This window comes from Actinomadura rugatobispora (genome assembly GCF_055379765.1).
In genome coordinates this window covers 7,080,510-7,107,204 of sequence record NZ_AP029191.1, presented here as the reverse complement: position 1 = coordinate 7,107,204, position 26,695 = coordinate 7,080,510, and the positions used below count along the sequence as shown (strand labels likewise).

Here is a 26,695-nt window from a genome sequence, read left to right as displayed (position 1 = left end):
CGCCGTGGGCCGGGACTTTGAGACGCGGCCTAGGCTTTCTTGTCGCTCCTGGGCGGCGCGGTGTCCTGTCCGGGCTCGTTCTCGCCCGGCGCGGCGGGTTCGTCGTCGTCTTCGGCGAGCTGGACGAGCCAGGCGGTGCTGGGCGGGCTGAGCACCGTGATCAGGGCGAGGATCGCGACCAGGCCGAGCGGGACGGCGACGGCGTACTGCTGGCTCTGCCACAGCGCCCAGACGATCGGCAGCGCGAACAGCTGCGTGAGGACGGTCGGGGCGCGGCTCCAGGGTTCGGCGCGGAGCAGGCCGCGGGCGCAGGCGAGCATGCCGAGTCCGCCGCCGAGGGCGAGGACGGTCACTCCGATGGCGCTGGCCGGGTCGACCGGCTCGCCGATGATCGTCTCCCAGCCGACGAAGAGGCCGCCCGCGACGGCGGCGGCGCCCTCCGCGGCTTCGAGGGCGGCGGCGGCGGTGACGGTCATGGGGCGCTTGGACACGTTCGAAACCCTACTCGCCCCGCGGGCGCGCCCCGTCCCGGCCCGGCCTCGGCGGCAGCCGGTGACGACCCCGGGGACAGGAGGGTCTGGCGGTGCCGGAGCGGTGGTCCGGGCGGGGTGCGCGGCGGGTGGTGGATACGCTGACGCCGTGCGCGCCATGCTCATCGCCAACCCCAAGGCGACCTCCACCTCCCGGCGGGCCCGTGATCTCCTGGTGCGGGCGGTCTCCGGCGATCTCGAACTGGATCTCGTCGAGACCACGCATCGCGGTCACGCGACCGAACTGGCGAGCCGGGCGGTGGTGGAGGACCACGATGTCGTGATCGCGGTGGGCGGTGACGGCACGGTGAACGAGGCCGTCAACGGCCTGCTGGTCAAGGGCCCCTCCCCGGACGTGCCGGCGCTGGCGGTGCTGCCGTGCGGGAGCGCGAACGTGTTCGCGCGGGCGGTGGGCCTGCCCAACGATCCGGTGGACGCGACGCGCGCGGTGCTGGAGGCGCTGCGGGCGGGCCGTCACCGGACGGTGGGGCTGGGGTCGGCGAGCCACGCGGGCGGGGAGAAGCGGTACTTCACCTTCAACGCGGGGGTCGGGTTCGACGCGGAGGTGGTGCGGGAGGTGGAGCGGCGCCGGCTGCGGGGGGCCCGGGCCGATCCGTCGCTGTACGTGCGGACGGCGGTGCGGCATTTCTTCGCGGGAACCGACCGGAGGCGTCCGGCGCTCACCCTGGAAGTGCCGGGGCGGCCGCCGATATCCGGTCTCTTTCTCACGCTCATCAGCAATACGTCGCCATGGACTTTCCTTGGTCCCCTTCCGGTGAATCCGAGTCCGCGGGCGAACTTCCGGGGCGGGCTGGACGCGTTCGGGATGCGTTCGATGGAGGTGGCGCCGGTGCTGGGGGCGCTGGCCGGGTTCTTGACGGCGCGGTCCAGGCCGGTCCGGGGGCGGGGGGTGCTGAACGTGCACGACACGGCGGAGATCACGGTGCGGGCCGACCGTCCGATGGCGTTCCAGCTGGACGGGGACTACCTGGGGGAGCAGGAGGCCATCACGTTCCGATCGGTGCCGGGGGCGGTGCGCATCGTCATATGAGCCCGAACGGGCGCCCGTTTAACGGGAAAGCAACATCGGTGACCCACTGATGTGACACATACGACACTCATACTTTGAGAAACGTTTCTCAAAGGTCTTGCGTCCGGCGGCGGCGCTTTGACACGCTCAAAGCGCGCCCGCCGACAGGAAGCCCAGTGCCGTCAGCCTCCTGATCGAAGCGCCGCACAGTTTCACCCCGAAGCCCCCTACCCGAGCGGCTCGGGGTGGCCGCGACATGTGAACCCGTTCACAAGTGGAGTCGTCTTCCTCCACGCTGACGAAGGAGTGGACCGCATGGACTGGCGCCACCGCGCAGCCTGCCGTGACGTGGACCCCGAGCTGTTCTTCCCGATCGGCAACACCGGGCCCGCGCTCCTGCAGATCGAAGAGGCCAAGCAGGTATGCCGCCGGTGCGACGTCACCGAGTCCTGCCTCGCCTGGGCCCTGGAGTCCGGTCAGGACTCGGGCGTCTGGGGAGGCATGGGCGAGGACGAGCGCCGCGCCCTCAAGCGCCGCACCGCCCGCGCCCGGGCGCGCGCGAACCTGAACGCCACCGCCTAGCGGTAGCCGCACGACCTGCACGAACGCGAAAGAACCAGCACGACCCGACCGTCCCACCAGCGGCCGGTCCTCCTTCGAAGGCGCAGGAGGCGCAAGGTCTCCGCCGCCCGGCGCGGCTTCCGAACCCACAGGTCGGAAAGCATCGGCGCCCCGGCGGGACCCTGACGCGGCAGTGAGAGCGCCGTGGCCCCGCTCGGCCACGGGCGCCCCGCCGCGCGCCCTGCCCCGGCACACCGGCTACCTGCGGGGCGGGCCCGGACGGCGATGGTCGTCGTCGTTGAGCGGCACGTCCACCACGACCTCGGTGCCCCCGGTCGGGCGCCGCCGGAATTCGAGGCGTCCGCCGAGTTCCCCGACGATCAGCGTCCGGACGATCTGCAGGCCCAGGCTGTCGGTGCCCTCCACGTCGAAGTCCTCGGGGAGCCCGACCCCGTCGTCGGACACCACGGTGACCAGCCGCCGCTCCTTCTCGTCGCCGCCGGCGCCCAGTTCCCGGTCGCGGCCGGTGCCGGGCTCGCGGTGCTCCTCGTAGCGGTGCGCCACGACCTCCAGCGTCCCGAAGCGGTTGGCCAGGCCGTGCTCCAGCGCGTTCTGCAGCAGTTCGGTGAGCGCCATCGCCAGCGGGGTGGCGACCTCGGCGGGCAGCACCCCGAAGCTGCCGGTCCGCTTGGGCGTCACCCGGGTCTCCGGCGTCGACACCTCCCCCGCCATCATGATCACGCGGTCGGCGATGTCGTCGAAGTCGATCAGCTCGTCGGGGGTGAGCGACAGGGTCTCGTGCACGATGGCGATCGACCCGACCCGGCGCACCGCCTCGTCCAGCGCCGCCCGCCCCTCGGGGATCTGCAGCCGCCGCGCCTGGAGCCGCAGCAGCGCCGCCACCGTCTGCAGGTTGTTCTTCACCCGGTGGTGGATCTCCCGGATGGTGGCGTCCTTGGTCATCAGCTCCCGGTCCCGCCACCGCAGCTCGGTGACGTCCCGGCACAGCACGACCGCGCCGATCCGGGTGCCGCCGACCACCAGCGGGATGGTGCGCAGCTGCATGACCGAGCCGCGGCTCTCCACCTCGACCTCGCGCGGGGCACGGCCGCTGAGCACCACGGTCAGCGCCTCCTCCAGCGGCTCGCCGGTGTCGCACAGCCGGGTGGTGACCTCGCCGAGCGACTCCCCGACCAGGTCGGCGGGGAAGCCCAGGCGGCGGTACGCCGACTGCGCGTTCGGGCTGGCGTAGGTGACGCGGCCCGCCCGGTCCAGGCGGATCAGCCCGTCCCCGACCCGCGGGGAGCGGACCAGGTTGGGCTCCTCGCCGGGCACCGGGAACCGGCCCTCGGCGATCATCTGGGCGAGGTCGCTGGCGCTCTGCAGGTAGGTCAGCTCCAGCCGGCTCGGGGTGCGGGCCGAGCTGAGGTTGGTGCTGCGCTGGATGACGCCGAGCAGCTTCACGCCGCGCCGCACCGGGATCGACTCCTCCCGCACCGGAATGCCGCTCCCCCACTCCGGGTCGCCCTCCCGGACGATCCGCCGCTCCCGCCACGCCACGTCGATCAGCCCGCGGCGCCCCGTCGGCACCACCTTCCCCACCAGGTCCTCCGGGTAGGCGGTGGGGCCGGTCGTGGGACGCATCTGGGCGATCGCCACCCATCCGTGCACGCCCCCGGGGATCCCCGGATCGCGCCGCCGCGGCCCGGCCTCGGCGGGGAGCGCGTCCGGCGACCGCAGCGGCACCCACAGCAGCAGGTCGGCGAACGACAGGTCCGCCAGCAGCTGCCAGTCCGACACCAGGGCGTGCAGCCACTCCAGGTCGGCGTCGGTGAGGTCGGTGTGGTCGCGCACGAGGTCCGTCAATGTGGGCACAGTCCATTATGCGGGCGACGCCCCCCGCCCCCGTCCGCCGATCCATGACCTGGCAGGATTCCCGCATGACCCTTGGACGGGACCCCCGCTCCCCCGCCGGCCCGCTGGCCCGGCTGCGGGCGGCGGCCGAGAGCCGCGAGCGGGCCGGGCTGCGGCGGCGGCTGCGGCCCCGCACCGGCGACCACGACGGACTCATCGACCTGGCCTCCAACGACTACCTCGGCCTGTCCCGCGATCCCCGGCTGATCGAGGGCGCCGCGGCGGCGGCACGCGAGTACGGCACCGGCTCGACCGGTTCCCGGCTCGTCACCGGCACCACCGCGCTGCACGCCGAGCTGGACCGGCGGCTGGCCGCGTTCACCGGCAGCGCCGCCGGGCTGGTGTTCTCCTCCGGTTTCCTGGCCAACCTGGGCGCGGTCACGGCCCTGGCCGGATCCGGCGACCTGGTGGTGTCCGACCAGGTGAACCACGCCTCGATCGTGGACGCCTGCCGGCTGTCGCGCGCCCGCGTCGCGATCGTCCCGCACCGCGACGTCGCGGCGGTGGAGCGGGCGCTGGCCGAGCGTGACGAGGAGCACGCCCTCGTCGTCACCGACGCCGTCTTCTCCGTGGACGGCGACCTGGCGCCGCTGGCCGAGCTGCACCGCGTCGTCCGGGCGCACGGCGCGCTGCTGATGATCGACGAGGCGCACGCGCTCGGCGTGGTCGGCGACGGCGGCCGCGGCGCCGCGCACGCGGCCGGTCTGGCCGGGGAGCCCGACGTGGTGCTGACCCTCACGCTGTCGAAGTCGCTGGGCGCCCAGGGCGGCGCCGTCCTGGGCGCGCCCGAGGTCGCCGACGCGCTGGTCGACACCGGCCGGTCGATGATCTTCGACACCGGGCTGAACCCGCCCGCGCTGGGCGCCGCGCTGGCCGCGCTGGACGTGCTGGAGGCCGAGCCCGGGCTGCCCGCCCTCGCCCGCGACCGGGCCCGCCGCATGTCCGGGATCGCGGCCGGACTCGGCCTGGAGACCACCGAGGACCCGGCCGCCGCGGTCGTCCCGGTCGTGCTGGGCGAGCCCGAGGCGGCGGTGCGGGCCGCGGAGATCTGCGCGGAGCACGGCGCCCGGGTCGGCTGCTTCCGCCCGCCGTCGGTGCCCAAGGGACGCGCCTGCCTGCGGCTCACCGCACGCGCCACCGTGGGCGAGGCGGACCTCACAACCCTCAGGGAGGCCCTGAGCGCCGTCGTCCGCTCTACCGGTCGTAGTCTTCACACGTAACATCGGGGACAACCGATGATGAACGTGAGGAGAGACCGTGACGGAGGTCAGGGGCGGGCCCCGGCACGGGGGCGGGTACGAGCGCGCACCATTGAGTGACATCGGCAAGCACCACTCGGCCCAGGCACCGCGCATCCCGAAGTACTACAAACTCAAGGAACTGCTGGTCGAGCTGATCCAGTCGCTCCCCCCGGGGTCTCCGCTGCCCCCGGAACGCGCCCTCGCGGAGAAGTACGAGACCTCCCGCACCACCGTCCGGCAGGCGCTGGCCGAACTGGTCGTCGAGGGCCGCCTCCAGCGCATCCAGGGCAAGGGCACCTTCGTCGCCAAGCCCAAGGTCGCCCAGGAGCTGCAGCTGGTCAGCTACACCGAGGACATGCGCCACCACGGCCTGCGCCCCGAGACCCGCATCCTGGAGATCGGGTACGTCTCCGCCGACGAGCGCATGGCCACCCTGCTCGGCATCCGCCCCGGGGGAAGGGTCCTGCGCATCCACCGGCTCCGGCTGGCCGACGGCGAGGCGATGTCGATCGACACCTCGCACCTGCCCGCCCGCCGCTTCCCCGGCCTGCGCCGCGAGCTGCCCCGCCACCACTCCCTGTACGAGACGCTCGCCACCGCCTACGACGTCCACCTCACCGAGGCCGAGGAGACGATCGAGACCGTCCTGGCGACCCCCCACGACGCCCAGCTCCTCGCCGTCGACGTCGGCCTGCCCCTCCTGCTCCTGTCCAGGCACGCCTTCGACACCACCGGCCAGCCCGTCGAATGGGCCCAGTCCCTCTACCGCGGCGACCGCTACAAGTTCATCACCCGCCTCCGCCGCGAGCGATGAGGGTGAGGGTGAGGAGGGGCGTCCCTCCTCACCGGCCCGCTAGAGGGTCTTGGACAGGGCCTTGATCGGCATTTGGAGTTCGGTGAGCAGGTCCAGGTCCTTTTCGGCCGGGCGGCCCAGGGTGGTGAGGTAGTTGCCGACGATGATGGCGTTGATGCCGCCGAGCATGCCGTCGCGGGTGCCGAGGTCGCCGAGGGTGAGCTCGCGGCCGCCGGCGTAGCGCAGGATGGTGCGGGGCAGGGCGAGGCGGAAGGCGGCGATGGTCTTCAGGGCTTCGGCGCCCTCGACCAGGGGGTGCTCGGCGAACGGGGTGCCGGGACGGGGGGCCAGGAAGTTCAGCGGGACCTCGTCGGGTTCCAGCTCGGCGAGCTGGCCGGCGAACTCGGCGCGCTGTTCGAGGGTCTCGCCCATGCCGATGATGCCGCCGCAGCACACCTCCATGCCGGCCTCCTTGACCATGCGGAGGGTCTCCCAGCGCTCCTCCCAGGTGTGGGTGGTGACGACGCTGGGGAAGTGGGTGCGGGCGGTTTCGAGGTTGTGGTTGTAGCGGTGCACGCCCATGGCGGCCAGTTCGTCCACCTGGTCCTGGGTGAGCATGCCCAGCGAGCAGGCGATGTTGATCTCGACGGCGTCGTTGATGGCCTTGACGCCCTCGCGGACCTGGGACATCAGGCGCTCGTCCGGGCCGCGCACGGCGGCGACGATGCAGAACTCGGTGGCGCCGGTCTTGGCGGTCTCCTTGGCGGCCTCGACGAGTTCGGGGATGTTCAGCCACACGGCGCGGACCGGTGAGGTGAACTGGCCGGACTGGGAGCAGAAGTGGCAGTCCTCGGGGCAGCCGCCGGTCTTGAGGGAGACGATGCCCTCCACCTCGACCTCGGGGCCGCACCAGCGCATCCGGACCTCGTGGGCGAGGGCGAGCAGCTCCTCGAGGCGGTCGTCGGGCAGGGTCAGGCACTCCAGGACCTGCGCGCCGGTCAGGCCGCGGCCTTCGTCGAGCACCTGGCGGCGGGCCACTTCGAGGATGTCGCTCACGGATTCTCCTTCATGCCGTTGGCGTCGCGGAAGACGGCGGGGTCGAACGAGCCGCCGAGGGGCGGGGCCAGCGCGCTGTGCGCGGCCAGCAGGAACTCGGCGGGGTCGAGGGCGCCCGCGCCGGCCGGCAGCGCGCCGGCGAGGGGGCGGGCGGCGATGGTCTCCAGGTCGCGGATGTTGCTGCGCATCGCCAGGTCGGGTTCGTCCGGCCACTCCCCCAGGACGACCCCGGCGAGCTGGACGCCGCGGTGCGCCATCGCCTCCAGGGTGAGCGCGGTGTGGTTGAGGGTGCCGAGGTCGGGACGGGCCACGACGACGACGGCGGCGCCGAGCCAGCGGGCCAGGTCGGCGATCGTGGCGCCCTCCTCGTCGTAGCGGACGAGGAGCCCGCCGGCGCCCTCGATGAGGACGAGCCGCCGGGTCTGGCCCAGCTCCTGGACGCCCTTGGCGACGTCGGCGAGCCGGACCGGGGGGAGGCCGGAGTGCCGGGCGGCCGCGGCGGGCGACAGCGGGTCGGGGTAGCGGGCGAACTCGTGGAGGTCGTCGATGCCGGCGAGCCGCCGCACCTGGTCGAGGTCGCCGGGTTCGTCCGGCGCCACCCCGGTCTGGCCGGGTTTGACGACGGCGACCGGTGTGCCGCGCGCCGCCGCCAGCGCGGCGACGGCGGCGGTGACGATCGTCTTGCCGACGCCGGTGCAGGTCCCGGTCACCACGAGCACGCTCACGAGCCGCACACTAGCGTGCGCGCATCCGGAGCAGTCCCCACGGGTCCCACACAGTCTTGCCCCCTGTCTTTGTACGGGCGGGCGCGGAACGGGTCCGGGGCGCGTGCCGTCCAAGCTTCATGGCCGATCCATCCCTACGCTTGGGAAGCGTGATCGATCGGGGGGTCGCCGCGATCCTGATCGGGGCGGGAGCCCTGGTCGCGTGCGGCGGGCAGGAGCGGGACCAGGGCGCGGCGGCGCCGTCGGCGCGGCCGGATCCGGGGCGCGCCCCGGGCGGGCCGGTGCTGCGCTGGCGGATGACGGGCGGATTCGCGGGCCTGGGCGGGCCGGGCAGCCTGCCGGAGTTCTCGCTGTACGGGGACGGCCGGGCGATCGCCTCCGCGCGGACGGGGTCGGCCGCGCCGCTGCCGGTGCTGCGCGAGTACCGGCTCACCGCGCAGGCGCTGCGCCGGCTGCTGGACGAGGCGCGTGCCGCGGGCCTGGACCGTCCGCGGACGATCGGGTCCGGCCGGGTCGCCGACGCGATGATCTTGGAGATCTCGATGGGGGCGGCCCGGACCAGGATCGAGCAGCCGGAGGGGCAGCCGGGCCTGCCCGCGGTCCGGTTCTGGAAGCGGCTCGACCCCCAGGGCTGGCCGCGGGCCGACCAGGCGGCGCCGCCCCGGCACCACCGCTCCGCGAGAGTGGCCGTGCTGGCCGGGGAGAGCCCGGCGGCACCCGGGCAGGACGTCTCCGACTGGCCGCTGAACCGCCCGCTGGGACGGGGCGAGCAGGCCGCCGGCGGGCTGTGCTCCGTCGTGGCGGGCGAGGACCGGGACACGGCGGTGAAGCACGTCGCGACCGCGGGCACGGACCACCGCTGGCGCAGCGGCGGCAGGGTGTACTCGGTGCGCCTGCGGCCGATGCTGCCCGAGGAGCGGACCTGCCGGGACGTCGCCAGAACCTGAACGGACCGCGGCATACAATTCGCCCGTGTTCACGATCGTGGGGATATATCCGGATAGGGCGGCGACGCGTGGCTGAGCCGGGCGTGACCGTCCGCCCGGCCCGTCCCGGCGAGTACGCGCGGGTCGGCGAGCTGACGGTCGAGGTGTACGTGCGCGGCGGGCTCGTCCGGCCGGACAGCTCCTACGTGGAGAGGCTGCGGAACGCCGCCGACCGTGCCGCCAAGGCCGAGCTGCTGGTCGCCGAGATGGCCGGGGAGATCGCCGGGGCGGTGGCGTACTGCCCGCCCGACAGCCCGTACGCCGAGCTGGCCGCGGCGGACGAGGGCGAGTTCCGCATGCTGGCCGTGCTGGAGCGCTCGCGCGGCGGCGGCGCCGGGCGCGCCCTCGTCCAGGCGTGCGCCGACCGGGCGCGGGACGCCGGGCTGGTCGCGCTGCGGCTGTCGACCCAGCCGAACATGCGCGCGGCGCAGCGGATGTACGAGCGGATGGGGTTCGCGCGCACCCCGGAACGGGACTGGAACCCCGTCCCGGGCGTCGACCTGATGACGTACGTGCTGGCCCTCAGGCCGGAGGGACGGCCCGGGCCGGGTCCGAGGCCGGGCTGAGCGCGCCGTGCCGCGTGCAGCGGGCCGTCCAGCCCGCCGGGGTCACCTGCACCACCAGCCGGCGGCGGCACCGGGAGCAGTAGCGCGGCGGCTCCATCCGCCGCGCCGCCCGGCACGCCTCGTGCCCGCCGGCGGCCGCGGGCTCGCCGCAGCGGTCGCAGTAGGCCGCCTCGTCGCCGGCCGGCCGGGACACCGTGCCGGGGCCCTCCGCCGGCGCCGGAATCTCCATCGTCATCGCCTCCAGGATCACCAGGGGGTCGCCCGCCTCCGCCCGGCTCCCTTTCTATCCCACCGCCGGCGGGACCTCGCGGCCGCGTCCGGCGGGCGGTGCGATCAGGACGGTGCGATCAGGACGGGGCGCGCATGCGCTCCACGATCCCGGTGTCGTAGACGCCGTCCGCGAACTCGGGCCGGTCGAGCAGCTCGGCGAGGAACGGCAGGTTGGTCTTGAGCCCCTCGATCCGGAACGCGGCCACGGCCGCCCGGGCGCGGGCCAGCGCCTCGCCGCGGGTCTCGGCGTGCACGCACAGCTTGGCCAGCAGCGGATCGTAGAACGAGGTGACGGTGTTGCCCTCGGCGTAGCCGGCGTCGATCCGGATGCCGTCGCCGACCGGCTCCTCCCACACCTTGACGGTGCCGGGGGCGGGCAGGAACCGCTCCGGGTCCTCGGCGTACACGCGCAGCTCCATGGCGTGCCCGTGGGTCAGCGCCTCGGCGAACGAGGGCGGCTCCCCGGCGGCGACCCGCAGCTGCTGCTCGACCAGGTCGATGCCGGTGACCAGCTCGGTGATGGGGTGCTCCACCGTGAGGCGGGTGTCCATCTCCAGGAAGTAGAAGTCCTGCGCGGCGGGATCGACCAGGAACTCGACCGTCCCGGCGCCGCGGTAGCCGACCGCCTCGCCCGCCCGGACGGCCGCGGCCATGATCCGCTCGCGCAGCGCGGGGGTGACGCCGCTGGACGGGGTCTCCTCGACGACCTTCTGATGATGGCGCTGCACCGAGCAGTCCCGCTCGCCCAGCGCGACCACCGTGCCGTCGGCGAGCCCGAGGATCTGCGCCTCGACGTGCCGGGCGCCCTCGACGAACCGCTCGATGAGGATGTCCGCGGGCCCGTCCGGCCCGGTGGAGTAGCGCTCGGCGGCGGCGCGGGCGGTCTCGAAGGTCCTGCGGAGGGACGCCTCGTCGTGGGCGGCGCCCATGCCGATGCCACCGCCGCCCCCCGCGGCCTTCACCATGACCGGGTAGCCGATGCGCTCGGCCTCCTCCACGGCGGTGTCGGCGTCGGGCACCGGCTCCCAGACCCCGGGCGCGACCGGGACCCCGGCCTCCTTCATCAGGTTCCGGCCGTTGATCTTGTCGCCCATCCGGGCGATGGCCAGCGGCGGCGGGCCGATCCAGCCCAGGCCGGCGTCGATGACCCGGCGGGCGAACTCGGCGTTCTCCGCCAGGAACCCGTAGCCGGGGTGGATCGCCCGGGCGTTGGTGCGGCGGGCCGCCTCCAGGATCCGGGGAATGTCGAGGTAGCTCGCCGCGGGCCGGGCCGGGCCGATGAGGAGCGCCTCGTCGGCCTCGGCGACGAACGGCAGATCGGCGTCGGCCTCCGAGTACACCGCGATCGCCTTGAGGCCCAGCGCGCGCACCGTGTGGACGATCCGGCTGGCGATCTCACCCCGGTTCGCCACGAGCACGGACTCGTACACCTGCGGGTTCTCCTTACCGTCGGCGGGCGGGCCTGCGTGGCCCGCTCGGCCCGAGACTAGCCGTCCCGGGGCCGCGGGGTGCCGCCGACGGGACGACGCATACCAACCCGTAGTCTTGCCCCGCCCCGCCGTTCACCTCACAGGTTCACCTCACAGGCGGGGGCGGCGGTCGACGACGCGGCTCAGCGCCTCCACGACGGCCGGATCGTACTCGGCCGCCGAGTCCAGCCGCAGCCGCTCCAGCACGGCCGCGCCGCGGTCGCGGTCCGAGGAGTCGCCGACCAGGTCGTCGTAGGCGTTGGCCACCTTGATGATCCGGCTGGCCAGCGGCGGGGGCGGCGGACGGTCGGCGGCTCCCGCGCCCGGCTCGCCGGCGGGGGCCTCGCCGTGCCCGGTCCGGTACGGGTGCGACGACAGCTGGACGATCGCCGCCACCCGGTCCAGCACCCCGGTCTGCTTGATCACCTCGGCGCCCAGCTCGGCGATCCGGCGCTGCTCGGTGGGCGAGGCCAGCACGGTGGCGCCGCCGGGGATCGGATCGCCCAGCGACAGCTGGCCGATGTCGTGCATCAGCGCCGCGTACTCCAGCTCCAGCAGCTCCTCCTCCGACATGCCCAGCTCCCGCCCCATCGCGACCGACAGCCGGGAGACGCGCCGCGAGTGGCCGGTCTCCACGTACCCGCCGACCTCGGTCACCCGCGACAGGGCCCGCACGGTCTGCAGGTAGGTGGCGCGGATCCCGGCGTAGCGGCGGAAGGCGAACTGGGTGACCAGGATGGGCGCGGTGAACACCAGCAGCGCCGCCGGGCCCATCACGGTGGTGGAGACGGCGAGCAGCATGGCGGTCGCGCTGGTCGCCGCGCACAGCGCCAGCTTGGCGCGGATCTCGTCGCGCATCGCGATGCCGAACCGGGCCCGCACCGCCTCCGCCCGGATCAGCGCGGCGATCATGACGTCGCAGAAGCAGGAGGCCACCACGACCACGCCCATCAGGGCCAGCAGCACGTGCCAGTCGAGCCGCAGCGACAGCAGCGGCCGGAAGCACAGCGCGACGGTGGCCACGGTGAACAGCCGGCGGGCCATGGCGTCCAGCCGGGGCGTGCGGCCGACCGCGACGTGCGGCAGCGAGCCGACCAGCATGCCGACCGCGGTGACGGCGATCACCTGCAGCGGGGAGTGCACGGCCGGGACGACGCCCAGCGGCGCGTCCGGCGGGGCCCCCTCCGGGCCGATCCCGACCAGCAGGGCGTAGCCGATGCCCCCCGCGCCGGCGATCGGGGCGACCTCCCGGTTGCCCGGCATGACCATGCGGAACAGCTCGCCGAGCGCGATCAGCACGCCGAAGATCACCGCGACCTCGGCCTGTTCGAGACCGACCGCGGCGACCTGGGTGACCGCGACCAGCACGACCAGCCCGGCGGTGGCGATCAGCAGGAGCTGGCCCGAGTCGATGGTCTGCCAGGCGGCGCGCTCCCGGGTGCGCATCTGGGTGCTCATCGGCTCCATCTTCCTCGACAGGGACGGCGGGGGGCTGCGGAACGGCGAGGGGCGGGACGGGGGGCGGCCTGGACCAGGGTCCGGCCTCAGGCAGCGCGCGGGCGATGCCGCCAAGGCCCGGTAGGCGGGAGAGGGTGAGGCGAGCGCCGCGGGCCGGGAGCAGGAGGCACAGCCTAGCCGCGGGCGCGGTCGCCCGCCACGTCCCCGGCGGCACCGCCGACGGCGTCCCCGGCCTCGCTCCCCGGGGCGCCGTCCGGGGCCGCGTCGATCGCGTCGGCGGCGCCGTCGGCCGCGTCGGCGGCGTCGGCCGCGTCGGCTGCATCGGCCGCGGAACCGGCGGCGACGCGGAGCGGGGTGCTCGGGTCGTCGTGGTCCTGCTGGGTGGTCTCCACGACGTCGTCCTCGGGCAGCACGACGGGCTTGGGCGGCTCCCAGCCGTCACGTTCCAGGGCGCGCAGGAACGCCTCGACCATGTCGGGGTCGAAGTGGTCGTCGATGCCGCGGCGCAGCTCCTCGACGGCCTCCTCGACGGTGCGGGCGGCCCGGTACGAGCGGGTGGAGGTCATCGAGTCGAACGCGTCGGCCACCGAGATCACCCGCGCGAACTCGGGGATCTCGTCGCCGGCCAGGCCCATCGGGTAGCCGCGGCCGTTCATCTTCTCGTGGTGGTGCATGATCCCGGCCAGCGCCTCGTCCAGGAACCCGATCTCCCGCACGATCTCCAGCCCCCGCATCGGATGCAGCTGGATCGCCGCGAACTCCTCCTCCGTCAGCGACCCCGACTTCTGCAGGAACTTGGTCGGCACGCCCAGCTTGCCCACGTCGTGCAGCATCCCGGCGTACCGGATCGCCTCGACCCGGTCGGACCGCATCCCGATCTCCTGCGCGATCATCACCGAGCCGCGCGACACCCGCTCGGAGTGGCCGCGGGTGTAGTAGTCCTTGGTCTCCACCGCCTGGCACAGCGCGGCGAGGGTCGCGGCGTGCGCCTGCTGCTGCGCCCGCGTCTGCTCGAACGCCCACCGCGCGATGAACAGCGGCAGCAGCACCAGCACCGCGGCGAACGGGCCGATGCCCACCCGCGACCACAGCCCGGCGATCAGCAGCCCGAACATGCCGTAGCCCAGGCAGCCGAAGGCGAGCTGGCCGCTGGCGCTCAGCAGCTCGCGCGGCGCCGCCTGCTTGCTCAGCAGCAGGATCCCCGCCACCAGCAGCAGGTTGACCAGGACGAAGGTGACCAGCGCGCCCAGGAACGGCCCGATCACGTGCTCCACCCAGTCGACCTGGCCGGGCTCGAACCGCTGCCCGCCCAGGGCGCCGAAGACCACGCCCGACGCGTACCCGCACAGCGCGAACTGGGCGCCGTTGAACAGCCGCTTCACCGGCGCGAACAGCCGCTGGCCGGTGACGATCGCGCACACCCCCAGCAGCGCCGCCCCGGCCGGGCCCAGCAGCACCACCGAGGCCAGGCTGGCCGCGAAGCTCAGCGAGACCCGGGCACGCTCCACGTTCAGCAGCGCCGGGGCCGAGTCGCAGATCAGGAACAGCACGGCCAGCACGGCCAGCGTGCGCCATTCCATGCCCTCGTAGGACGCCGTCGCGATCAGCCCGGCCGCCAGCGCGACCACGCCGCAGACGTACGCCCAGGCAGCGAGAGGTAGTCCACGCATGCCGCCCCCTCGGGAGTGACCTTCCCCCGTGCCGTCGCCGGGGGTTCGACGCGGGCCGCCGCCGGGGCCGGCCGTGCCGCGCTCGCGGCACGTCAGACCCAGGACACGCCCCTGGTCATGGTCAGCGACGACGACGTCATGACAGGCCCGATCCGGTCGAGACCGGCGGTGACCACATGCACGAGCATGGCTCGCTGCCTCCCCCGCGTTCCAAGGCCCGCCGGATCCCTCGACCCGGCCCCCAGGCGAACACTTCCCCTCCGCCCGGGCACGCATGTGTTCCCGTCGCTGATTCCGGCACAAGCGTAACGCGCGAGGTCCAGGTCACACAGGCAAGCCGAGAATCGTGAGCAAAGTGTGAAGGGAACGTCACCCGGGGTGAGAGGCGCGGCCGCGGGCCCACCCGACGGTGGCGGCCAGCCCCTCGCGCAGGGGTGTGCGGGCCGTCCAGCCGAGATCCTCGCGCGCGGTGGACGGGTCGACCGCCATCGCGGGCAGGTCGCCGAGCCGGGGCGGGGCGAACGCGGGGTCGTCGGGCGCCCCGGCGGCCTCGGCGACCAGCGAGTGCAGCGCGCGGTCGGTGGTCTGCACGCCGGTGCCGACGTTGTAGCGGCCGCCCCCGCCGCGCCCGTCCACGGCGCGGGCGAAGGCGTCCACGACGTCGAGCACGTAGACGTAGTCGCGGGTCTGCGTGCCGTCGCCGAACACCCGGGTGGGACGGCCCGCCAGCAGCGCGTCGGTGAAGATCGAGATGACCCCGGCCTCGCCCTCCGGCGTCTGCCGCGGGCCGTACACGTTGGCCAGGGTCAGGATGGTGAAGTCGAGGCCGTGCAGGGCCCGGTAGGTGCGCGCGTACACCTCGCCGGTGACCTTGGACGCCGCGTACGGCGAGGCGGGGCGCAGCTCGGCGGACGCGGGGACGGGAAGGGCGTCCGGCACGCCGTAGACGGCGCAGCTGGAGGTGAAGACCACCTTGCGGACACCGGCGGCGCGGGCGGCCTCCAGCACGTTGGCGGTGCCCAGAACGTTGGTGCGGGCGTCGGCCAGCGGGTCGGCGACGCTGGCGCGCACGCTGACCTGCGCGGCCAGATGGCAGATCACCTCGGGCGGGCGGGCGGCGACCCGTCCGGCCAGGTCCGGGTCGGCCACGTCCATGCGCCACAGGTCGATGTCGGAACGGGTGTTGGAGCCCGACGACAAGTCGTCCAGGCCGGTCACCTCATGGCCGTCGGCCAGCAGGCGGTCGACCAGATGGGACCCGATGAAGCCGGCCGCGCCGGTGACGAGTACGCGCACCCGAGCACGATACCCAGGCCCCCGGGCGCGGCGCCGCCGCCGTCAGGCCGTCAGCCCGTCAAGCCGTCAGCCCGAGCCGGTGATCTTGCCGGGGGAGGCGGACTCGGCGGCCGCGGACGGGGCGGCCGACTCGGCCGTCCTGATCTCGCCGCAGACCTCCTCGATCCGTCCCATCACCTTGGCCCGCAGGTCCTCGGGCGCCTGGTCGGACCGGCAGCACTTGTTCACCAGCTTCTTGACGGCCTCCTCGAGGCCGTACTCGCGCAGGCACGGGCCGCACTCCTCGAGATGCTGCTGCACCTCGCCGCAGCCGCCCTGGTCCAGCTCGCCGTCCAGATAGGTGTAGACGCGGGCCAGTACTTCCTCACACGGCGTCTCGTGGTGGTCGCCACAGCTCATGGCTCACTCACCCTTCCCGCTCGCCCGGGACAGGCCGCGCTCCCGGGCGTAGTCCTCGAGCATTCCGCGCAGCTGCCGCCTTCCGCGGTGCAGGCGCGACATCACGGTCCCGATCGGCGTGCCCATGATCTCGGCGATCTCCTTGTACGCGAAGCCCTCGACGTCGGCGAGATAGACCGCGATCCGGAACTCCTCGGGCAGGTCCTGCAGCGCCCGCTTCACATCGGAGTCGGGCAGGTGCTCCAGGGCCTCGGCCTCGGCCGACTTCAGGCCGCTGGAGGTGTGCGACTCCGCGCGCGCGAGCTGCCAGTCCTCGATCTCCTCGGTGGCCGCCTGCTGCGGCTGCCGCTGCTTCTTGCGGTAGGAGTTGATGAAGGTGTTGGTCAGGATCCGGTAGAGCCACGCCTTGAGGTTCGTGCCCTCCTTGAACTGGTGGAAGGACGCGAACGCCTTGGCGAAGGTCTCCTGCACGAGATCCTCGGCGTCCGCCGGGTTGCGCGTCATGCGCAACGCGGCCGAGTACAGTTGGTCCAAGAACGGGAGCACGTCGCGCTGGAAGCGCTCCTGGCGCTGCTCCACGGTCTCCGTGGTGCCCGGTACCTGACCCACCCCCTCCGCTGTGGTGACGCCGTCGGCGTCGTACTGCACAGACGATAGCGGGCCTCGCTGCCTCTTCACGCCGCCGGGGGCGGGCACGCCACCGGTGCGCACCGGCGCCGCGGGGCCTCTCGCGTGTTCGGCAACGGCTGTGGTCATGGGCTGCACCTCCGCTGTGACGGACTCTTCTGCCGCGCGCCGGACGTGCCCCGGACGTGCCGGGGCAGCACCGTCCGAAGTTCGGAAACCGGCCACCCGGAACCCGTGTCGTTCGGCGCATGCGCGCGGGCGTTATGAGACGGTGCAACGCCGGTACGGCCCCGTCGATTCCCGGCGCCGGGGCCGGAGGGCATTCCATCCGGAACTGCACGGAGGGTGATGTCCGGGCCCGGCGGGGGAACAATCGACATACACGGCGAGAACAGGAGCAAACCGTTGCTACCGGTGCCGGCCCGACCTCCCGAGCCCTCCGTTGCCAGCCTGCGCGATTCCCCGGGCGAACCCGTCCCGGACGAGGACGAACCTCTCGCGCTCTACTGGCGGTTCTACTGGGCGGTGGCCGCGGCCCAGCTGGACCGCTGGCTGCCGCGCCGGCCCGCGCGGATCCTGGACCTGGCGGGCGACACCGCGCGCAGCGGCGCGCAGGCCGCGGCCGCCGGGCACCGGGTGATCCAGGTGCTGGACCCGCAGCTGGGCCCGCACGGCCCCGCCGGCGCCGAGGCCCCCGCCGGCGCGCTGGAGATCAACGGTTCGGCCCGTCCCGAGACGGCCGGGCCCGGAGCGACCGGGCCCGGGGCGGCCGGCGGCCCCGAGGGCGGCGCGAAGAGCGTGCCCGCGAACGCGAACGCGAACGGGAACGCGCACGCGCGGGGCCGCGGGAACGGGATCGCCCCGAAGAACGGCCGGGGCTCCGGCCCGCCCGCCGGCCCGCCCTCCGAGCCGCGGCGCGTGATCGCCGACTCGGGGGCGCTGGGCTTCCTCACCGACGGCTGCGTGGACGCCGTGGTCGCGGAGAACCGGGTGCTGTCCCGGCATCTGGTGACCGAGGCGGCGGTCGCGGAGATCGCCCGGGTGCTGCGGCCGGGCGGCCGGGTCCTGCTGTCGGTCGACTCGCTGACGCTGGGCATGGCGCTGCTGGCCGAGCAGAACTGCTGGGCGCACCTGTCGGACGTGCCGAGCGCCGAGGTGCTGCTGGTGCCGTGGCCGGACGGCACGATGACCCGCTGCTTCTGGGCCGAGCAGCTGCGCGAGCTGCTCGCCGACGCCGGGCTGGAGGTGGAGTGGATCAGGCCGCGCACGGTGCTGTCGCCCTCGACCGTCGAGCACGTGCTGTCGTCCTCGCCGCGGGCGCTGCCGCGGCTGGTGCGGACCGAGCTGAACGCGCCGCTGAACGACGACTCGCTGGGCGTCCACCTGCTGGCCAGCGCACGCCGCCGCGGCTGACCCGCCCCGCCCGCCGGCCGGGCGGACGGAGGGGCGGGGCGGCCGGCGCGCGGCGGGGTCAGCGCATGGCGCGGTCGTGCTTGGCCTGGCAGGTGACGCAGCGGGCGGCCTCCGGGCGCACCTCCAGCCGGCCCTCCGGCACCTGCTTCCCGCAGCCCAGGCACCGCCCGTAGCTGCCCGCGGCGACCCGGGCCAGCGCCGCCTCCACCGCGGCGCGGTGCCGCCCCATCGACTCCAGCGCCGCCTCGACGCGGTCGCTGTCGGAGAGGTTGGAACCCGCGTCGGCGGCCGAGAGCTCGCGCTCGGGATGCTCGCTCTTGAGGACCGCTGTCGAACGGTCCAGATCGGCCAGCAGGGCCTCGAGGCGGGTGCGGGCGGTGGCGGTGTCCACGGTGCCGGAACTCCTCCCGGTACGCGCCGCTGGGGGGTCGGCGCAGGGGTTCGCCGTCCGACCGCCTTCGCACCGACGGTCAGAACAAGGTGTCGGAATGTCCGCCTGGACTATCCCCGTTCGCCGAAGGTTTTATGAGTTCCGGACCGTTGTTTCTCACGCTGTTGACCGCTTTTGATACGGGATAGGCGTCCATGGTCCCCGACATGGCGGGCACCAGCAGGCCGCGGACCTGCTCGGTGTCGGTGAGGGCCGGGTCCAGCCAGGCGTCCCAGCGGTCCGCCTCGACGATCATCGGCATCCGGTCGTGGATCCGGCCGAGATCATCCGGCGCGTCCGTGGTGATCACCGTGCAGGTCCACACCCATTCGCCCGTCTCGGGGTTCTTCCACAGCTCGTAGAGCCCGGCCATGGCCATCAGGCCGCCGTCCTTGGGGTGGATGAAGAAGGGCTGCTTCTGCGGCTTCTTCTTGCCCTTCTTCTGCTTCTCCGCCGGGTCGGCGGGCTCCTCGCCGCCCTGGTCCTGGAGGGTGTACCACTCGAAGTAGCCGTCGGCCGGGAGCAGGCAGCGGCGCTTGGCGAACGCGCGGCGGAACGAGGCCTTCTCGTGCACCGTCTCCATCCGCGCGTTGATCATCCGGCTGCCGATGGACAGGTCCTTGGCCCAGGAGGGCACCAGGCCCCAGCGCAGCGTGCGCAGCTGCCGGACGGCCTCGGCCTCGGCCTCCGCCCCCTCCGGCGGCGCTCCCCCGCCCGCCTCGGCGCCGCCCGCCGCCCGGTCCCCGGCGTCCCGCGGCACGCGCGTCAGGATGGCCGGCACCTGCTTGGTCGGCGCGACGTTGTAGTCGGGCTGCAGATCATTCTCTACGGCGTCCAGCTGCACCTGGAACTCGTCGAGGAGTTCCTGGCGCGCCCTCGCCGTGGCATATCGACCGCACATGGGTCCATCCTGCCCGTTCCCTACGACGGCGCGCCGTGCTTGACCCCGCAAGCGGTGGGCATGTAGCCCTCCATGCGACCCTTCACGACCCTGGCCCGCCCCCTCGTGGCGGCGCCGTACATCATGACCGGGCTGGAGACGCTCCGCGATCCCGGCCCGCGGGCGGAGCAGGTGGCGCCCGCCGTCAAGCCGATCGCGGACCGGCTGGAGTGGCTGCCCACCAAGGACCCCGAGACCCTGGTGCGCGTCCAGGGCGCGCTCAGCCTCGGCACCGGGGTGCTGCTGCTCACCGGGAGGTTCCACCGGGCGACCACGCTCCTGCTGGCCTGCCAGCTGGTCCCCGCGCTGGCGACCGAGCACCGGTACTGGACCGAGGACGACCCCGAGCGCCGGGCGAGCGAGCGCTCCCACCTCCTCAAGAGCGCGAGCCTGTTCGGGGCGCTGCTGATGGCCGCCACCGAGCCGCGCCGCTCGCCGCGCACCGCCGAGCTGCGCCGTGCGGCCCACGACGCGCGGGTGCAGGCCGCGGCCGAGACCAAGGCGCTGCGCCGGGAGACCGCCGCCGAGATCAGGAACGCCCGGCGGGAGGCCGCCCGGCAGGTCCGCGACGCCCGCCGCCGCGGTGCGCTGCGCCGGGCCCGTACGGCGAAGGCGGCGCGGTCAGCGCAGGGCCCGGTGAAGGCGGTCCAGGGGTCGGTGAAGACCGTGAAGGGGCAGGTCAAGGCCGCCAAGGGCCCGATGAAGGCGGCGCAGGGGTCGGCGCGGCGGTCGGGACGCGCGGCGGTCCGCAAGATCAAGCGCTGAGCCGCCGGCGGAGGCCTCTTCCCGAAGAGAGCCTTAAGAAAGCCTCAAAGGTGTTGAACCCGGTGCCGAATCGGGACCGTACTGCCTGCTGACCGCCCGTCCCTCCGGGCCACCCGGCGGCGCCGCCGCGCGCACTCCGCGCGGCGGCCGGCCGGGGACCCCCCGACCCACGGAGACGCACGGCCATGGCAGCACCTGGAGCGGCCGGGCGCACGACCGGCGGGCTGCGGAACCTCATCCGCCGCCCCCGTCCCGCGCCCGCGGCCGACGACGAACGGCTCGTCGGCGAGCTGTACCGCGAGTACCACCGTCCCCTGCTCGCCTTCGTCCTGCGGCTGACCGGCGGGGACCGGCAGTGGGCCGAGGACGTCGTGCAGGAGACCATGATCCGGGCCTGGCGCAGCGCCGACCGGCTCGACACCGGGGCGGCGTCCCTGATGCCCTGGCTGGCGACCGTCGCGCGCCGTATCGTCATCGACCATCGGCGGTACCGCGACGTGCGCCCGCCGGAGGTGGGCGACGCGCCGCTGGAGAACCTGCCGATGGCCGACGAGATGGACGGCCTCCTGCGCAAGGTGGTGGTGGCCGACGCGCTGCGGGCGCTGTCGGCGCCGCACCGGGAGGTGCTGACCGAGACGGTGCTGCGCGACCGCACGGTCAACCAGGCCGCCGAAGTGCTGGGAATCCCGGTGGGCACGGTCAAGTCCCGCGTCTATTACGCGCTGCGCGCGTTGCGTGTCGCACTGGAAGAGAGAGGGGTGACGGCATGAACTCGCGAGTGGAGCACACCGATGTCGGCGCCTACGCCCTGGGCCTGCTCGAAGAGGACGACCGAAGGGCCTTCGAGGCACATCTTCGCGAATGCGGGTCGTGCGCCGCCGAACTCAGGGACATGGCCGGAACGGCGCATGCCCTCGCCGATATCAAGGACTTCACCGACGCCGTGGACGGCGCGCCCGCGCCGCCGCCGGCCCCGGCGGCGCCCCCGGCCCCCGCCGCGGACGCGCCGCCCGCCGAGGTGATCGATCTGGTGCGGCGGCGGCAGCGGGCCGCGCGCCGCACCCGCCGCGGCACGTACGTGATCGGTACCGCCGCGGCGGCCGTCCTGCTGGCGACCGGCGTCACGATCGGATCGGCGATCACCGACGGCGAGTCCCCCGCGCCGTCCGGGCACGACCACGGGCCCGCGCAGGCGCTGGTCATCTGGGGTGAACGGCACTCGGGGACGGACCGGGCGAACGGCACGTCCGGCACGCTGGGCCTGGAGAGCAAGGGCTGGGGCACGCACGTCGGGCTGGAGTTGCGCGGCGTGCGCGGCCCGCTGCGGTGCCGCCTGGAGGCGGTCTCCCGCGCCGGTGAGCGCTCGGTCGTGACCGGCTGGGCCGTCCCGCCGAAGGGGTACGGCGTGCCGGGCTCCCCCGCGCCGCTGATCACGCACGGCGGCACCGCGCTGTCCAAGGGCGAGATCGACCGTTTCGAGGTCGTGGTGGAGGGCACCGGCGCCAAGCTGCTGACCATTCCCCTCTGAGCGGGGCGGGCGGCGGCCCGCGCCCGCGCCCGCCAAGCCCGATAGCCTTGCGGCATGCCCTCGACGCACTGGTCCGCCCCGGTCGCCGACGCCCCGGTGGACGCCACCGTCCCGCTCCCGGGTTCCAAGTCGATGACCAACCGGGCGCTGATCCTCGCCGCCCTGGCCGACGGCCCGGGCCGGCTCGTCCGCCCGCTGCGCAGCCGCGACACGCTCCTGATGGTCGAGGCGCTGCGCGAACTCGGCGTCGGGATCGTCGAGGACGCCTCCGGCGACCTGCGGGTGATGCCGCACGATCTGGCCGGCCCCGCCCAGATCGATGTGGGCCTGGCCGGAACGGTGATGCGGTTCCTGCCGCCGGTCGCGGCGCTGGCCGCGGGGCCGGTCGACGTCGACGGCGACCCGCGCGCCCGGGAGCGGCCGATGGGCCCGATCATCGGGGCGCTGCGCGATCTCGGCGCGACCGTCGACGACGGGGGGCGCGACGCGCTGCCGTTCGTGGTCCGCGGCACGGGCGCGGTGCCGGGCGGCGCGGTGACGATCGACGCCTCCGGGTCCTCGCAGCTGGTGTCCGGGCTGCTGCTGGCCGCGCCGCGGTTCGGCAAGGGCGTGGAGGTACGGCACGAGGGCCCGCCGGTGCCGTCCGCGCCGCACCTGGCCATGACCGTGCGGATGCTCCGGGAGGCCGGTGCGGCGGTCGAGACGGGCGAGGACGTGTGGCGGGTGGCGCCCGGCCCGATCCGCGCCCGCGACTGGGTCATCGAGCCCGACCTGTCCAACGCCGCCCAGTTCCTCGGCGCCGCGCTGGTCACCGGCGGCCGGGTCACGGTGCCGGGCTGGCCGGAGGACACCACCCAGCCGGGCGACGCGCTGCGCGGGCTGCTGGCGCGGATGGGCGCCGAGGTGTCGTACGGCCCCGGCGGCCTGACCGTGCGCGGCACCGGCCCCGCCGAAGCCGGCGGCGTCGCCGGGTACCGCGGGCTGGAGGCCGACCTGCACGAGGTCGGCGAGCTCACGCCCGTGCTGGCGGCGCTGGCCGCGCTGGCGGGCACCCCGTCCCGGCTGACCGGGATCGCGCACCTGCGCGGGCACGAGACCGACCGGCTGGCCGCCCTGGTCGCCGAGATCAACGGGCTGGGCGGGGACGCCCGGGAGCTGCCCGACGGGCTGGAGATCCGGCCGCGGCCGCTGCACGGCGGCCTCTTCCGCACCTACGACGACCACCGCATGGTGATGGCCGCCGCCGTACTGGGCCTGGCCGTCCCGGGGGTGGAGGTCGAGAATGTGGCCACCGTGGGCAAGACGCTCCCGGGGTTCACCGATCTTTGGGACGGCATGCTCGCCGAGGTGCCGCCGGCGGAGAGGGGCTGACCACTGCCACCGCGCCGAGCACGGGAGTACGACGAGGACGACGTCCGGGTGCGGCCCGGCCGCCGCGGGTCGCGGCCGCGCACCCGCCGCCGTCCCGCGCACGAGGACGCCGTCGCCGGGTTCGTGACCGCGGTCGACCGCGGCCGCTACCGCTGCCTGGTCGACGACGGCGAGGGCGAGGGCCGGCGGACGGTGACCGCGATGCGGGCCCGCGAGCTGGGCCGCAAGGGCGTGGTGGTGGGCGACCGGGTGGCGCTGGTCGGGGACGTGTCCGGGGCGCCCGACACGCTGGCCCGGATCGTCCGGGTCGAGCCGCGGACCTCGTCGCTGCGCCGGACCGCCGACGACAGCGACCCGTTCGAGCGGATCATCGTGGCCAACGCCGACCAGCTGGTGATCGTGACCGCGCTGGCCGATCCCGAGCCCCGGCCGCGGATGATCGACCGGTGCCTGGTCGCCGCGTACGACGCGGGCATGGACCCGCTGCTGTGCCTGACCAAGGCCGATCTGGCGGCGGCCGACGAGCTGGTGACCGCCTACGCGCCGCTGGGCGTCCCGTACGTGGTCACCCGGCGCGGCGGCGACACCGCCGAGCTGCGCGGGCATCTGACCGGGCGCGCCAGCGTCCTGGTGGGGCATTCGGGCGTGGGCAAGTCGACGCTGGTCAACGCGCTGGTCCCGGAGGCGGAGCGGGCGGTGAGCCATGTCAACGCGGTCACCGGCCGGGGCCGGCACACCTCGTCGTCGGCGATCGCGCTGGAGCTGCCCGGCGCGGACGGCTGGATCATCGACACCCCCGGGGTGCGCAGCTTCGGGCTGGCGCACGTGCGGCCGGAGCGGGTGATCGAGGCGTTCGAGGACCTGGCCGAGGGCGCCGCCGAGCGCTGCCCGCCGCACTGCGACCACCTGCAGGAGGCGTGCGGGCTGGACGGCTGGGTCGCCGACGGGCACGCGAACCGGGCCCGGCTCGACTCGCTGCGGCGGCTGCTGGCCAGCCGCGAGGGCGAGCGCGAGGGCGACCGCGAACCCGAGCCCGAGGGCGCCCCCGAGGGCGGATTCGACGGCGAGAGCGAGCAGGGCGGCGCGGAGCCGTCCGCGGCCGGATAACGCTCAAAACGGGCGACCGTCCGTCGGTAGGGTCCTCCTATGGCCCCCCAAGTGATCGCCGCACGCTACGAACTGGTGGAGCTGCTCGGCCGCGGCGGGATGGGCGCGGTGTGGCGCGCCCGCGACCGCACCCTCGACCGCGAGGTGGCGATCAAGGAGGTGTCGCTGCCGCGGGGCCTGGACGAGGCCGCGGTGGGCCGGGTGTACGCGCGCACCTTCCGGGAGGCGCGGTCGGCGGCGCGGCTCGACCATCCCGGGATCGTGACCGTGCACGACGTGATCGAGGAGGACGGCCGGCCCTGGATCGTGATGCGGCTGGTGCGGGCGCCCGCCCTCGACCGGGTGCTGGGCCGGGACGGGCCGCTGCCGCCCGGCCGGGTCGCCGCGATCGGCCTGGACCTGCTGGACGCGCTGCGCGCCGCGCACGCCGCCGGGGTCGTGCACCGCGACGTGAAGCCCGGCAACGTCCTGCTCCCGCACGGCCGGGCCGTGCTGACCGACTTCGGGATCGCGACCATGGCCGGGGACGAGACGCTCACCCAGGCGGGGGCGATCGTGGGCTCCCCCGCCTACCTGGCGCCCGAGCAGGCCCGGTACCAGAAGGCCACGCCCGCCTCGGACCTGTGGTCGCTGGGCGGGACGCTGTACGCGGCGGTCGAGGGGCGCCCCCCGTTCCGGCGGCCGGACATGTGGGGCGTGATGGCGGCCGTGCTGTCCGACGAGCCCGACGCGTTGCGGCTCGCGGGCCCGCTGACCCCCGTCCTGAACGGGCTGCTGCGCAAGGATCCCGAGCAGCGGATCGGCCATGACGAGACCGAGCGGCTGCTGCGTGAGGTCGTGCAGGGGGCGCCCGCCCCGAACCCCATGGCGAGCCCGTCCGGCCCGCCTCCCGCGCCGCCCGCGAACGTGCCCCGGAACATGACGCTGCCGCCGATGCCCGCGCCGCCCACGGTGGAGACTCCCCTGCCCGGCACGCCCGGCACGCCGCGTGCGCCCGCCAGGCGCGGCCCCCGCTGGGCGCTGATCGTCCCGGGGGGCGTGCTCGCCGCCGCGCTGCTGGCCGCCGCGGTCGTGCTCGTGGTGTTCATCGGTACCGCCCAGGACGACCCCGGCGTGTCCCCGTCGCCCTCGGGCCGGTCGGGGTCGCCGGGGGCCACGGCGCAGTCCACGGCGGTGCCCCGGGGCTACCGGGAGTACCGCGGGGCGCGGTTCGTCGCGGCCGTCCCCTCCGGCTGGAAGGAGGACCGCGACGGCTCCGGGCCGGACATCACCTTCACCGATCCCGGGCGCGACGCCAGGCGGGGGATCGCCGTCCAGAAGGTCGCGAACACCACCGGCAACGAGGGCGCGTACCTGGCGCAGGCCGAGCGAGGACTGCGCCAGGAGTACGACGAGTACGACCGGGTGTCGTTCGATCCGTCCCTGCCCTACCTGGGAGGCCAGGCCGCCCAGATCGAGTTCACCTTCACCAGGGACGGCGTGAAAGGCCGCTGCCGGGTCCGGCTGATCAGTTTCGACGCCTCCCTCTACATGATCACGATGGTGGGGCGGGCCGACACCTGGCAGGCGGGCATGCCCCACTTCGACACCTTCCTCAGCAGCTTCCGCAGCCCCTGACCCCGGCAGGCCGGGGGCCGCGGTGCCTGGGTCCGGTGGGACCACGCCGGCCGCCGATCCGTCGCCGATACTGACCCCATGGACAAGCGAGCCGAGCTGAGCGAGTTCCTGCGGTCCCGGCGGGCCAGGCTGCAGCCGGAGGACGTGGGGATCCGCCCGTTCGGCGGGCGGCGCCGCGTCCCCGGGCTGCGCCGCGAGGAGCTGGCGCAGCTCGCCGGGGTGAGCGTCGACTACTACGTGCGCCTGGAGCAGGGCCGCACCCGCAACGTGTCCGAGGAGGTCCTGGACGCGGTGGCGCGGGCGCTGCGGCTCGACCACGACGAGCGCGCCCACCTTCGCAACCTGGCCAGGCCGAAGGCGACCGCGCGGCGGCGGCCCGCGCCCCGTCCCGAACGGGTCCGGCCGGGGCTGCGGCGGCTGCTGGAGATGGCCGACGGCGTCCCGGCCTACATCATCGGGCGGCGCTGCGACGTGCTCGGCTGGAACCGGATCGCGGCCGCGCTGTTCACCGACTTCGGCGCGCTGCCGCCGGCCGAGCGCAACTGGGCCCGGCTGATCTTCCTGAACGAGGACGTCCAGGCGCTGTTCGACGACTGGACGTACAAGGCGAAGGAGACGGTGGCGTACCTGCGGCTCAAGGCCGGCGAGTACCCCGGCGACCCGGAGATCGCCGCGCTGGTCGGGGAGCTGTCGGTGCGCAGCGAGGACTTCCGCCGCTGGTGGGCCGACCACAACGTGCGCGACAAGGGCCACGGGCGCAAGCACGTGCACCATCCGCTGGTCGGCGCCATCGCGCTGGACTACGAGACGCTGCGGCTGCCCGACGACCCCGACCAGGCTTTGGTGACCTACACCGTGGAGGCGGGGTCGGAGTCGGAGACGGCGCTGCGGCTTCTGAGCGGTTGGGGGGTCAAGGACGCCGAGATGCGGTGA

The 26,695-nt window shown here is 74.5% G+C and carries 27 protein-coding genes; 14 read left to right on the top strand and 13 right to left on the bottom strand.

What is annotated here, in order from left to right; translation table 11 throughout:
* Positions 1–29 precede the first annotated feature (29 nt).
* On the bottom strand, positions 30–491 hold the full coding sequence (locus ACZ466_RS31820) for a hypothetical protein (protein WP_378287989.1): 462 nt from the start codon (positions 489–491) through the stop codon (positions 30–32).
* Between the two features lie 148 nt (positions 492–639).
* On the opposite strand from ACZ466_RS31820, the gene ACZ466_RS31815 reads away from it, so the two are divergent.
* Both ACZ466_RS31815 and ACZ466_RS31810 read left to right on the top strand, forming a co-directional pair.
* Positions 640–1,581: a diacylglycerol/lipid kinase family protein gene (locus tag ACZ466_RS31815; RefSeq protein WP_378287988.1), complete on the top strand. Its 942-nt coding sequence runs from the start codon at positions 640–642 to the stop codon at positions 1,579–1,581.
* Between the two features lie 294 nt (positions 1,582–1,875).
* Complete coding sequence (locus tag ACZ466_RS31810; protein WP_378287987.1) at positions 1,876–2,142, top strand: WhiB family transcriptional regulator; 267 nt, start codon at positions 1,876–1,878, stop codon at positions 2,140–2,142.
* A gap of 237 nt (positions 2,143–2,379) precedes the next feature.
* Here ACZ466_RS31810 and ACZ466_RS31805 read toward each other — a convergent pair whose 3' ends face one another.
* Positions 2,380–3,996 (bottom strand): sensor histidine kinase, encoded by a 1,617-nt coding sequence (locus tag ACZ466_RS31805; protein WP_378287986.1) that lies wholly within the window; start codon positions 3,994–3,996, stop codon positions 2,380–2,382.
* 65 nt (positions 3,997–4,061) lie between these two features.
* On the opposite strand from ACZ466_RS31805, the gene ACZ466_RS31800 reads away from it, so the two are divergent.
* Both ACZ466_RS31800 and ACZ466_RS31795 read left to right on the top strand, forming a co-directional pair.
* Entirely contained in the window at positions 4,062–5,255 is a 1,194-nt protein-coding gene (locus ACZ466_RS31800; protein WP_378287985.1) for an 8-amino-7-oxononanoate synthase, read from the top strand.
* Positions 5,256–5,292: 37 nt separating this feature from the next.
* Positions 5,293–6,090, top strand: a complete 798-nt coding sequence (locus ACZ466_RS31795) for a GntR family transcriptional regulator (RefSeq protein WP_378287984.1) — start codon at positions 5,293–5,295, stop codon at positions 6,088–6,090.
* A gap of 39 nt (positions 6,091–6,129) precedes the next feature.
* Here the strand turns inward: ACZ466_RS31795 and bioB are convergent, their stop codons facing one another.
* Positions 6,130–7,125 (bottom strand): biotin synthase BioB, encoded by a 996-nt coding sequence (gene bioB / locus ACZ466_RS31790; protein ID WP_378287983.1) that lies wholly within the window; start codon positions 7,123–7,125, stop codon positions 6,130–6,132.
* Positions 7,122–7,850, bottom strand: coding sequence for a dethiobiotin synthase (gene bioD, locus ACZ466_RS31785; RefSeq protein WP_378287982.1), 729 nt, complete (start codon positions 7,848–7,850; stop codon positions 7,122–7,124). The genes bioB and bioD overlap by 4 nt, the downstream gene beginning before the upstream one ends.
* Positions 7,851–7,999: 149 nt before the next feature.
* Between bioD and ACZ466_RS31780 the strand changes: the two genes are divergently transcribed.
* On the top strand, positions 8,000–8,797 hold the full coding sequence (locus ACZ466_RS31780) for a hypothetical protein (RefSeq protein WP_378287981.1): 798 nt from the start codon (positions 8,000–8,002) through the stop codon (positions 8,795–8,797).
* A 68-nt stretch (positions 8,798–8,865) separates the two neighbouring features.
* Positions 8,866–9,402 carry a GNAT family N-acetyltransferase gene (locus ACZ466_RS31775; protein WP_378287980.1) on the top strand — a complete coding sequence of 179 codons (537 nt, stop codon included), beginning with the start codon at positions 8,866–8,868 and terminating at the stop codon, positions 9,400–9,402.
* Here ACZ466_RS31775 and bsaP read toward each other — a convergent pair.
* From bsaP to ACZ466_RS31740, 7 genes are all read right to left on the bottom strand, one after another.
* Positions 9,359–9,637: a biotin synthase auxiliary protein BsaP gene (bsaP, locus tag ACZ466_RS31770; RefSeq protein WP_378287979.1), complete on the bottom strand. Its 279-nt coding sequence runs from the start codon at positions 9,635–9,637 to the stop codon at positions 9,359–9,361. The two genes, ACZ466_RS31775 and bsaP, sit on opposite strands and share 44 nt — an antisense overlap.
* 112 nt (positions 9,638–9,749) lie before the next feature.
* Positions 9,750–11,102, bottom strand: a complete 1,353-nt coding sequence (locus ACZ466_RS31765) for an acetyl-CoA carboxylase biotin carboxylase subunit (protein WP_378287978.1) — start codon at positions 11,100–11,102, stop codon at positions 9,750–9,752.
* 150 nt (positions 11,103–11,252) lie between these two features.
* On the bottom strand, positions 11,253–12,599 hold the full coding sequence (locus tag ACZ466_RS31760; protein ID WP_378287977.1) for an HD-GYP domain-containing protein: 1,347 nt from the start codon (positions 12,597–12,599) through the stop codon (positions 11,253–11,255).
* Between the two features lie 173 nt (positions 12,600–12,772).
* A complete protein-coding gene (locus tag ACZ466_RS31755) occupies positions 12,773–14,269 on the bottom strand; it encodes an HD-GYP domain-containing protein (RefSeq protein ID WP_464041769.1) in 1,497 nt (498 codons plus the stop codon).
* A gap of 369 nt (positions 14,270–14,638) precedes the next feature.
* Entirely contained in the window at positions 14,639–15,565 is a 927-nt protein-coding gene (locus ACZ466_RS31750; protein WP_378288701.1) for an NAD-dependent epimerase/dehydratase family protein, read from the bottom strand.
* 66 nt (positions 15,566–15,631) lie between these two features.
* Positions 15,632–15,964: a mycothiol system anti-sigma-R factor gene (gene rsrA, locus ACZ466_RS31745; protein ID WP_378288699.1), complete on the bottom strand. Its 333-nt coding sequence runs from the start codon at positions 15,962–15,964 to the stop codon at positions 15,632–15,634.
* Positions 15,965–15,967: 3 nt separating this feature from the next.
* Entirely contained in the window at positions 15,968–16,573 is a 606-nt protein-coding gene (locus ACZ466_RS31740; RefSeq protein WP_464041768.1) for a sigma-70 family RNA polymerase sigma factor, read from the bottom strand.
* A 432-nt stretch (positions 16,574–17,005) separates the two neighbouring features.
* Here ACZ466_RS31740 and ACZ466_RS31735 point away from each other — a divergent pair, with 432 nt between their 5' ends.
* Entirely contained in the window at positions 17,006–18,004 is a 999-nt protein-coding gene (locus ACZ466_RS31735; protein WP_378288695.1) for a methyltransferase domain-containing protein, read from the top strand.
* A 58-nt stretch (positions 18,005–18,062) separates the two neighbouring features.
* Here the strand turns inward: ACZ466_RS31735 and ACZ466_RS31730 are convergent, their stop codons facing one another.
* Together ACZ466_RS31730 and ACZ466_RS31725 are read right to left on the bottom strand one after the other, a co-directional pair.
* On the bottom strand, positions 18,063–18,395 hold the full coding sequence (locus ACZ466_RS31730) for a TraR/DksA family transcriptional regulator (protein WP_378288693.1): 333 nt from the start codon (positions 18,393–18,395) through the stop codon (positions 18,063–18,065).
* Positions 18,396–18,474: 79 nt separating this feature from the next.
* Complete coding sequence (locus ACZ466_RS31725) at positions 18,475–19,335, bottom strand: SOS response-associated peptidase (RefSeq protein WP_378288691.1); 861 nt, start codon at positions 19,333–19,335, stop codon at positions 18,475–18,477.
* Positions 19,336–19,407: 72 nt separating this feature from the next.
* Between ACZ466_RS31725 and ACZ466_RS31720 the strand changes: the two genes are divergently transcribed.
* The 7 genes from ACZ466_RS31720 (at position 19,408) to ACZ466_RS31690 (ending at position 26,695) form a co-directional block, all read left to right on the top strand.
* Positions 19,408–20,139, top strand: coding sequence for a DoxX family protein (locus ACZ466_RS31720; RefSeq protein WP_378288689.1), 732 nt, complete (start codon positions 19,408–19,410; stop codon positions 20,137–20,139).
* Positions 20,140–20,324: 185 nt separating this feature from the next.
* Entirely contained in the window at positions 20,325–20,909 is a 585-nt protein-coding gene (locus ACZ466_RS31715; protein ID WP_378288687.1) for a sigma-70 family RNA polymerase sigma factor, read from the top strand.
* Positions 20,906–21,667, top strand: a complete 762-nt coding sequence (locus tag ACZ466_RS31710) for a zf-HC2 domain-containing protein (protein WP_378288685.1) — start codon at positions 20,906–20,908, stop codon at positions 21,665–21,667. Before ACZ466_RS31715 ends, ACZ466_RS31710 begins: the two co-directional genes overlap by 4 nt.
* Before the next feature lie 54 nt (positions 21,668–21,721).
* Positions 21,722–23,038, top strand: a complete 1,317-nt coding sequence (gene aroA, locus ACZ466_RS31705; protein ID WP_378288683.1) for a 3-phosphoshikimate 1-carboxyvinyltransferase — start codon at positions 21,722–21,724, stop codon at positions 23,036–23,038.
* Positions 23,039–23,086: 48 nt separating this feature from the next.
* On the top strand, positions 23,087–24,145 hold the full coding sequence (gene rsgA / locus ACZ466_RS31700) for a ribosome small subunit-dependent GTPase A (protein WP_378288681.1): 1,059 nt from the start codon (positions 23,087–23,089) through the stop codon (positions 24,143–24,145).
* A gap of 39 nt (positions 24,146–24,184) precedes the next feature.
* Complete coding sequence (locus ACZ466_RS31695; protein ID WP_378288679.1) at positions 24,185–25,762, top strand: protein kinase domain-containing protein; 1,578 nt, start codon at positions 24,185–24,187, stop codon at positions 25,760–25,762.
* A gap of 78 nt (positions 25,763–25,840) precedes the next feature.
* Complete coding sequence (locus tag ACZ466_RS31690; RefSeq protein WP_378288677.1) at positions 25,841–26,695, top strand: helix-turn-helix transcriptional regulator; 855 nt, start codon at positions 25,841–25,843, stop codon at positions 26,693–26,695.

What these genes read in the sequence shown, in the direction of transcription:
- ACZ466_RS31755 (WP_464041769.1), bottom strand. Translation starts at nt 14,269, where the DNA reads ATGCGTGGACTACCTCTCGCTGCCTGGGCGTACGTCTGCGGCGTGGTC.
- rsrA (WP_378288699.1), bottom strand. Translation starts at nt 15,964, where the DNA reads ATGAGCTGTGGCGACCACCACGAGACGCCGTGTGAGGAAGTACTGGCC.
- bsaP (WP_378287979.1), bottom strand. Translation starts at nt 9,637, where the DNA reads ATGACGATGGAGATTCCGGCGCCGGCGGAGGGCCCCGGCACGGTGTCC.
- ACZ466_RS31725 (WP_378288691.1), bottom strand. Translation starts at nt 19,335, where the DNA reads ATGTGCGGTCGATATGCCACGGCGAGGGCGCGCCAGGAACTCCTCGAC.
- ACZ466_RS31710 (WP_378288685.1), top strand. Translation starts at nt 20,906, where the DNA reads ATGAACTCGCGAGTGGAGCACACCGATGTCGGCGCCTACGCCCTGGGC.
- ACZ466_RS31690 (WP_378288677.1), top strand. Translation starts at nt 25,841, where the DNA reads ATGGACAAGCGAGCCGAGCTGAGCGAGTTCCTGCGGTCCCGGCGGGCC.
- ACZ466_RS31810 (WP_378287987.1), top strand. Translation starts at nt 1,876, where the DNA reads ATGGACTGGCGCCACCGCGCAGCCTGCCGTGACGTGGACCCCGAGCTG.
- ACZ466_RS31800 (WP_378287985.1), top strand. Translation starts at nt 4,062, where the DNA reads ATGACCCTTGGACGGGACCCCCGCTCCCCCGCCGGCCCGCTGGCCCGG.
- ACZ466_RS31720 (WP_378288689.1), top strand. Translation starts at nt 19,408, where the DNA reads ATGCGACCCTTCACGACCCTGGCCCGCCCCCTCGTGGCGGCGCCGTAC.
- aroA (WP_378288683.1), top strand. Translation starts at nt 21,722, where the DNA reads ATGCCCTCGACGCACTGGTCCGCCCCGGTCGCCGACGCCCCGGTGGAC.
- ACZ466_RS31715 (WP_378288687.1), top strand. Translation starts at nt 20,325, where the DNA reads ATGGCAGCACCTGGAGCGGCCGGGCGCACGACCGGCGGGCTGCGGAAC.
- ACZ466_RS31695 (WP_378288679.1), top strand. Translation starts at nt 24,185, where the DNA reads ATGGCCCCCCAAGTGATCGCCGCACGCTACGAACTGGTGGAGCTGCTC.
- ACZ466_RS31760 (WP_378287977.1), bottom strand. Translation starts at nt 12,599, where the DNA reads ATGAGCACCCAGATGCGCACCCGGGAGCGCGCCGCCTGGCAGACCATC.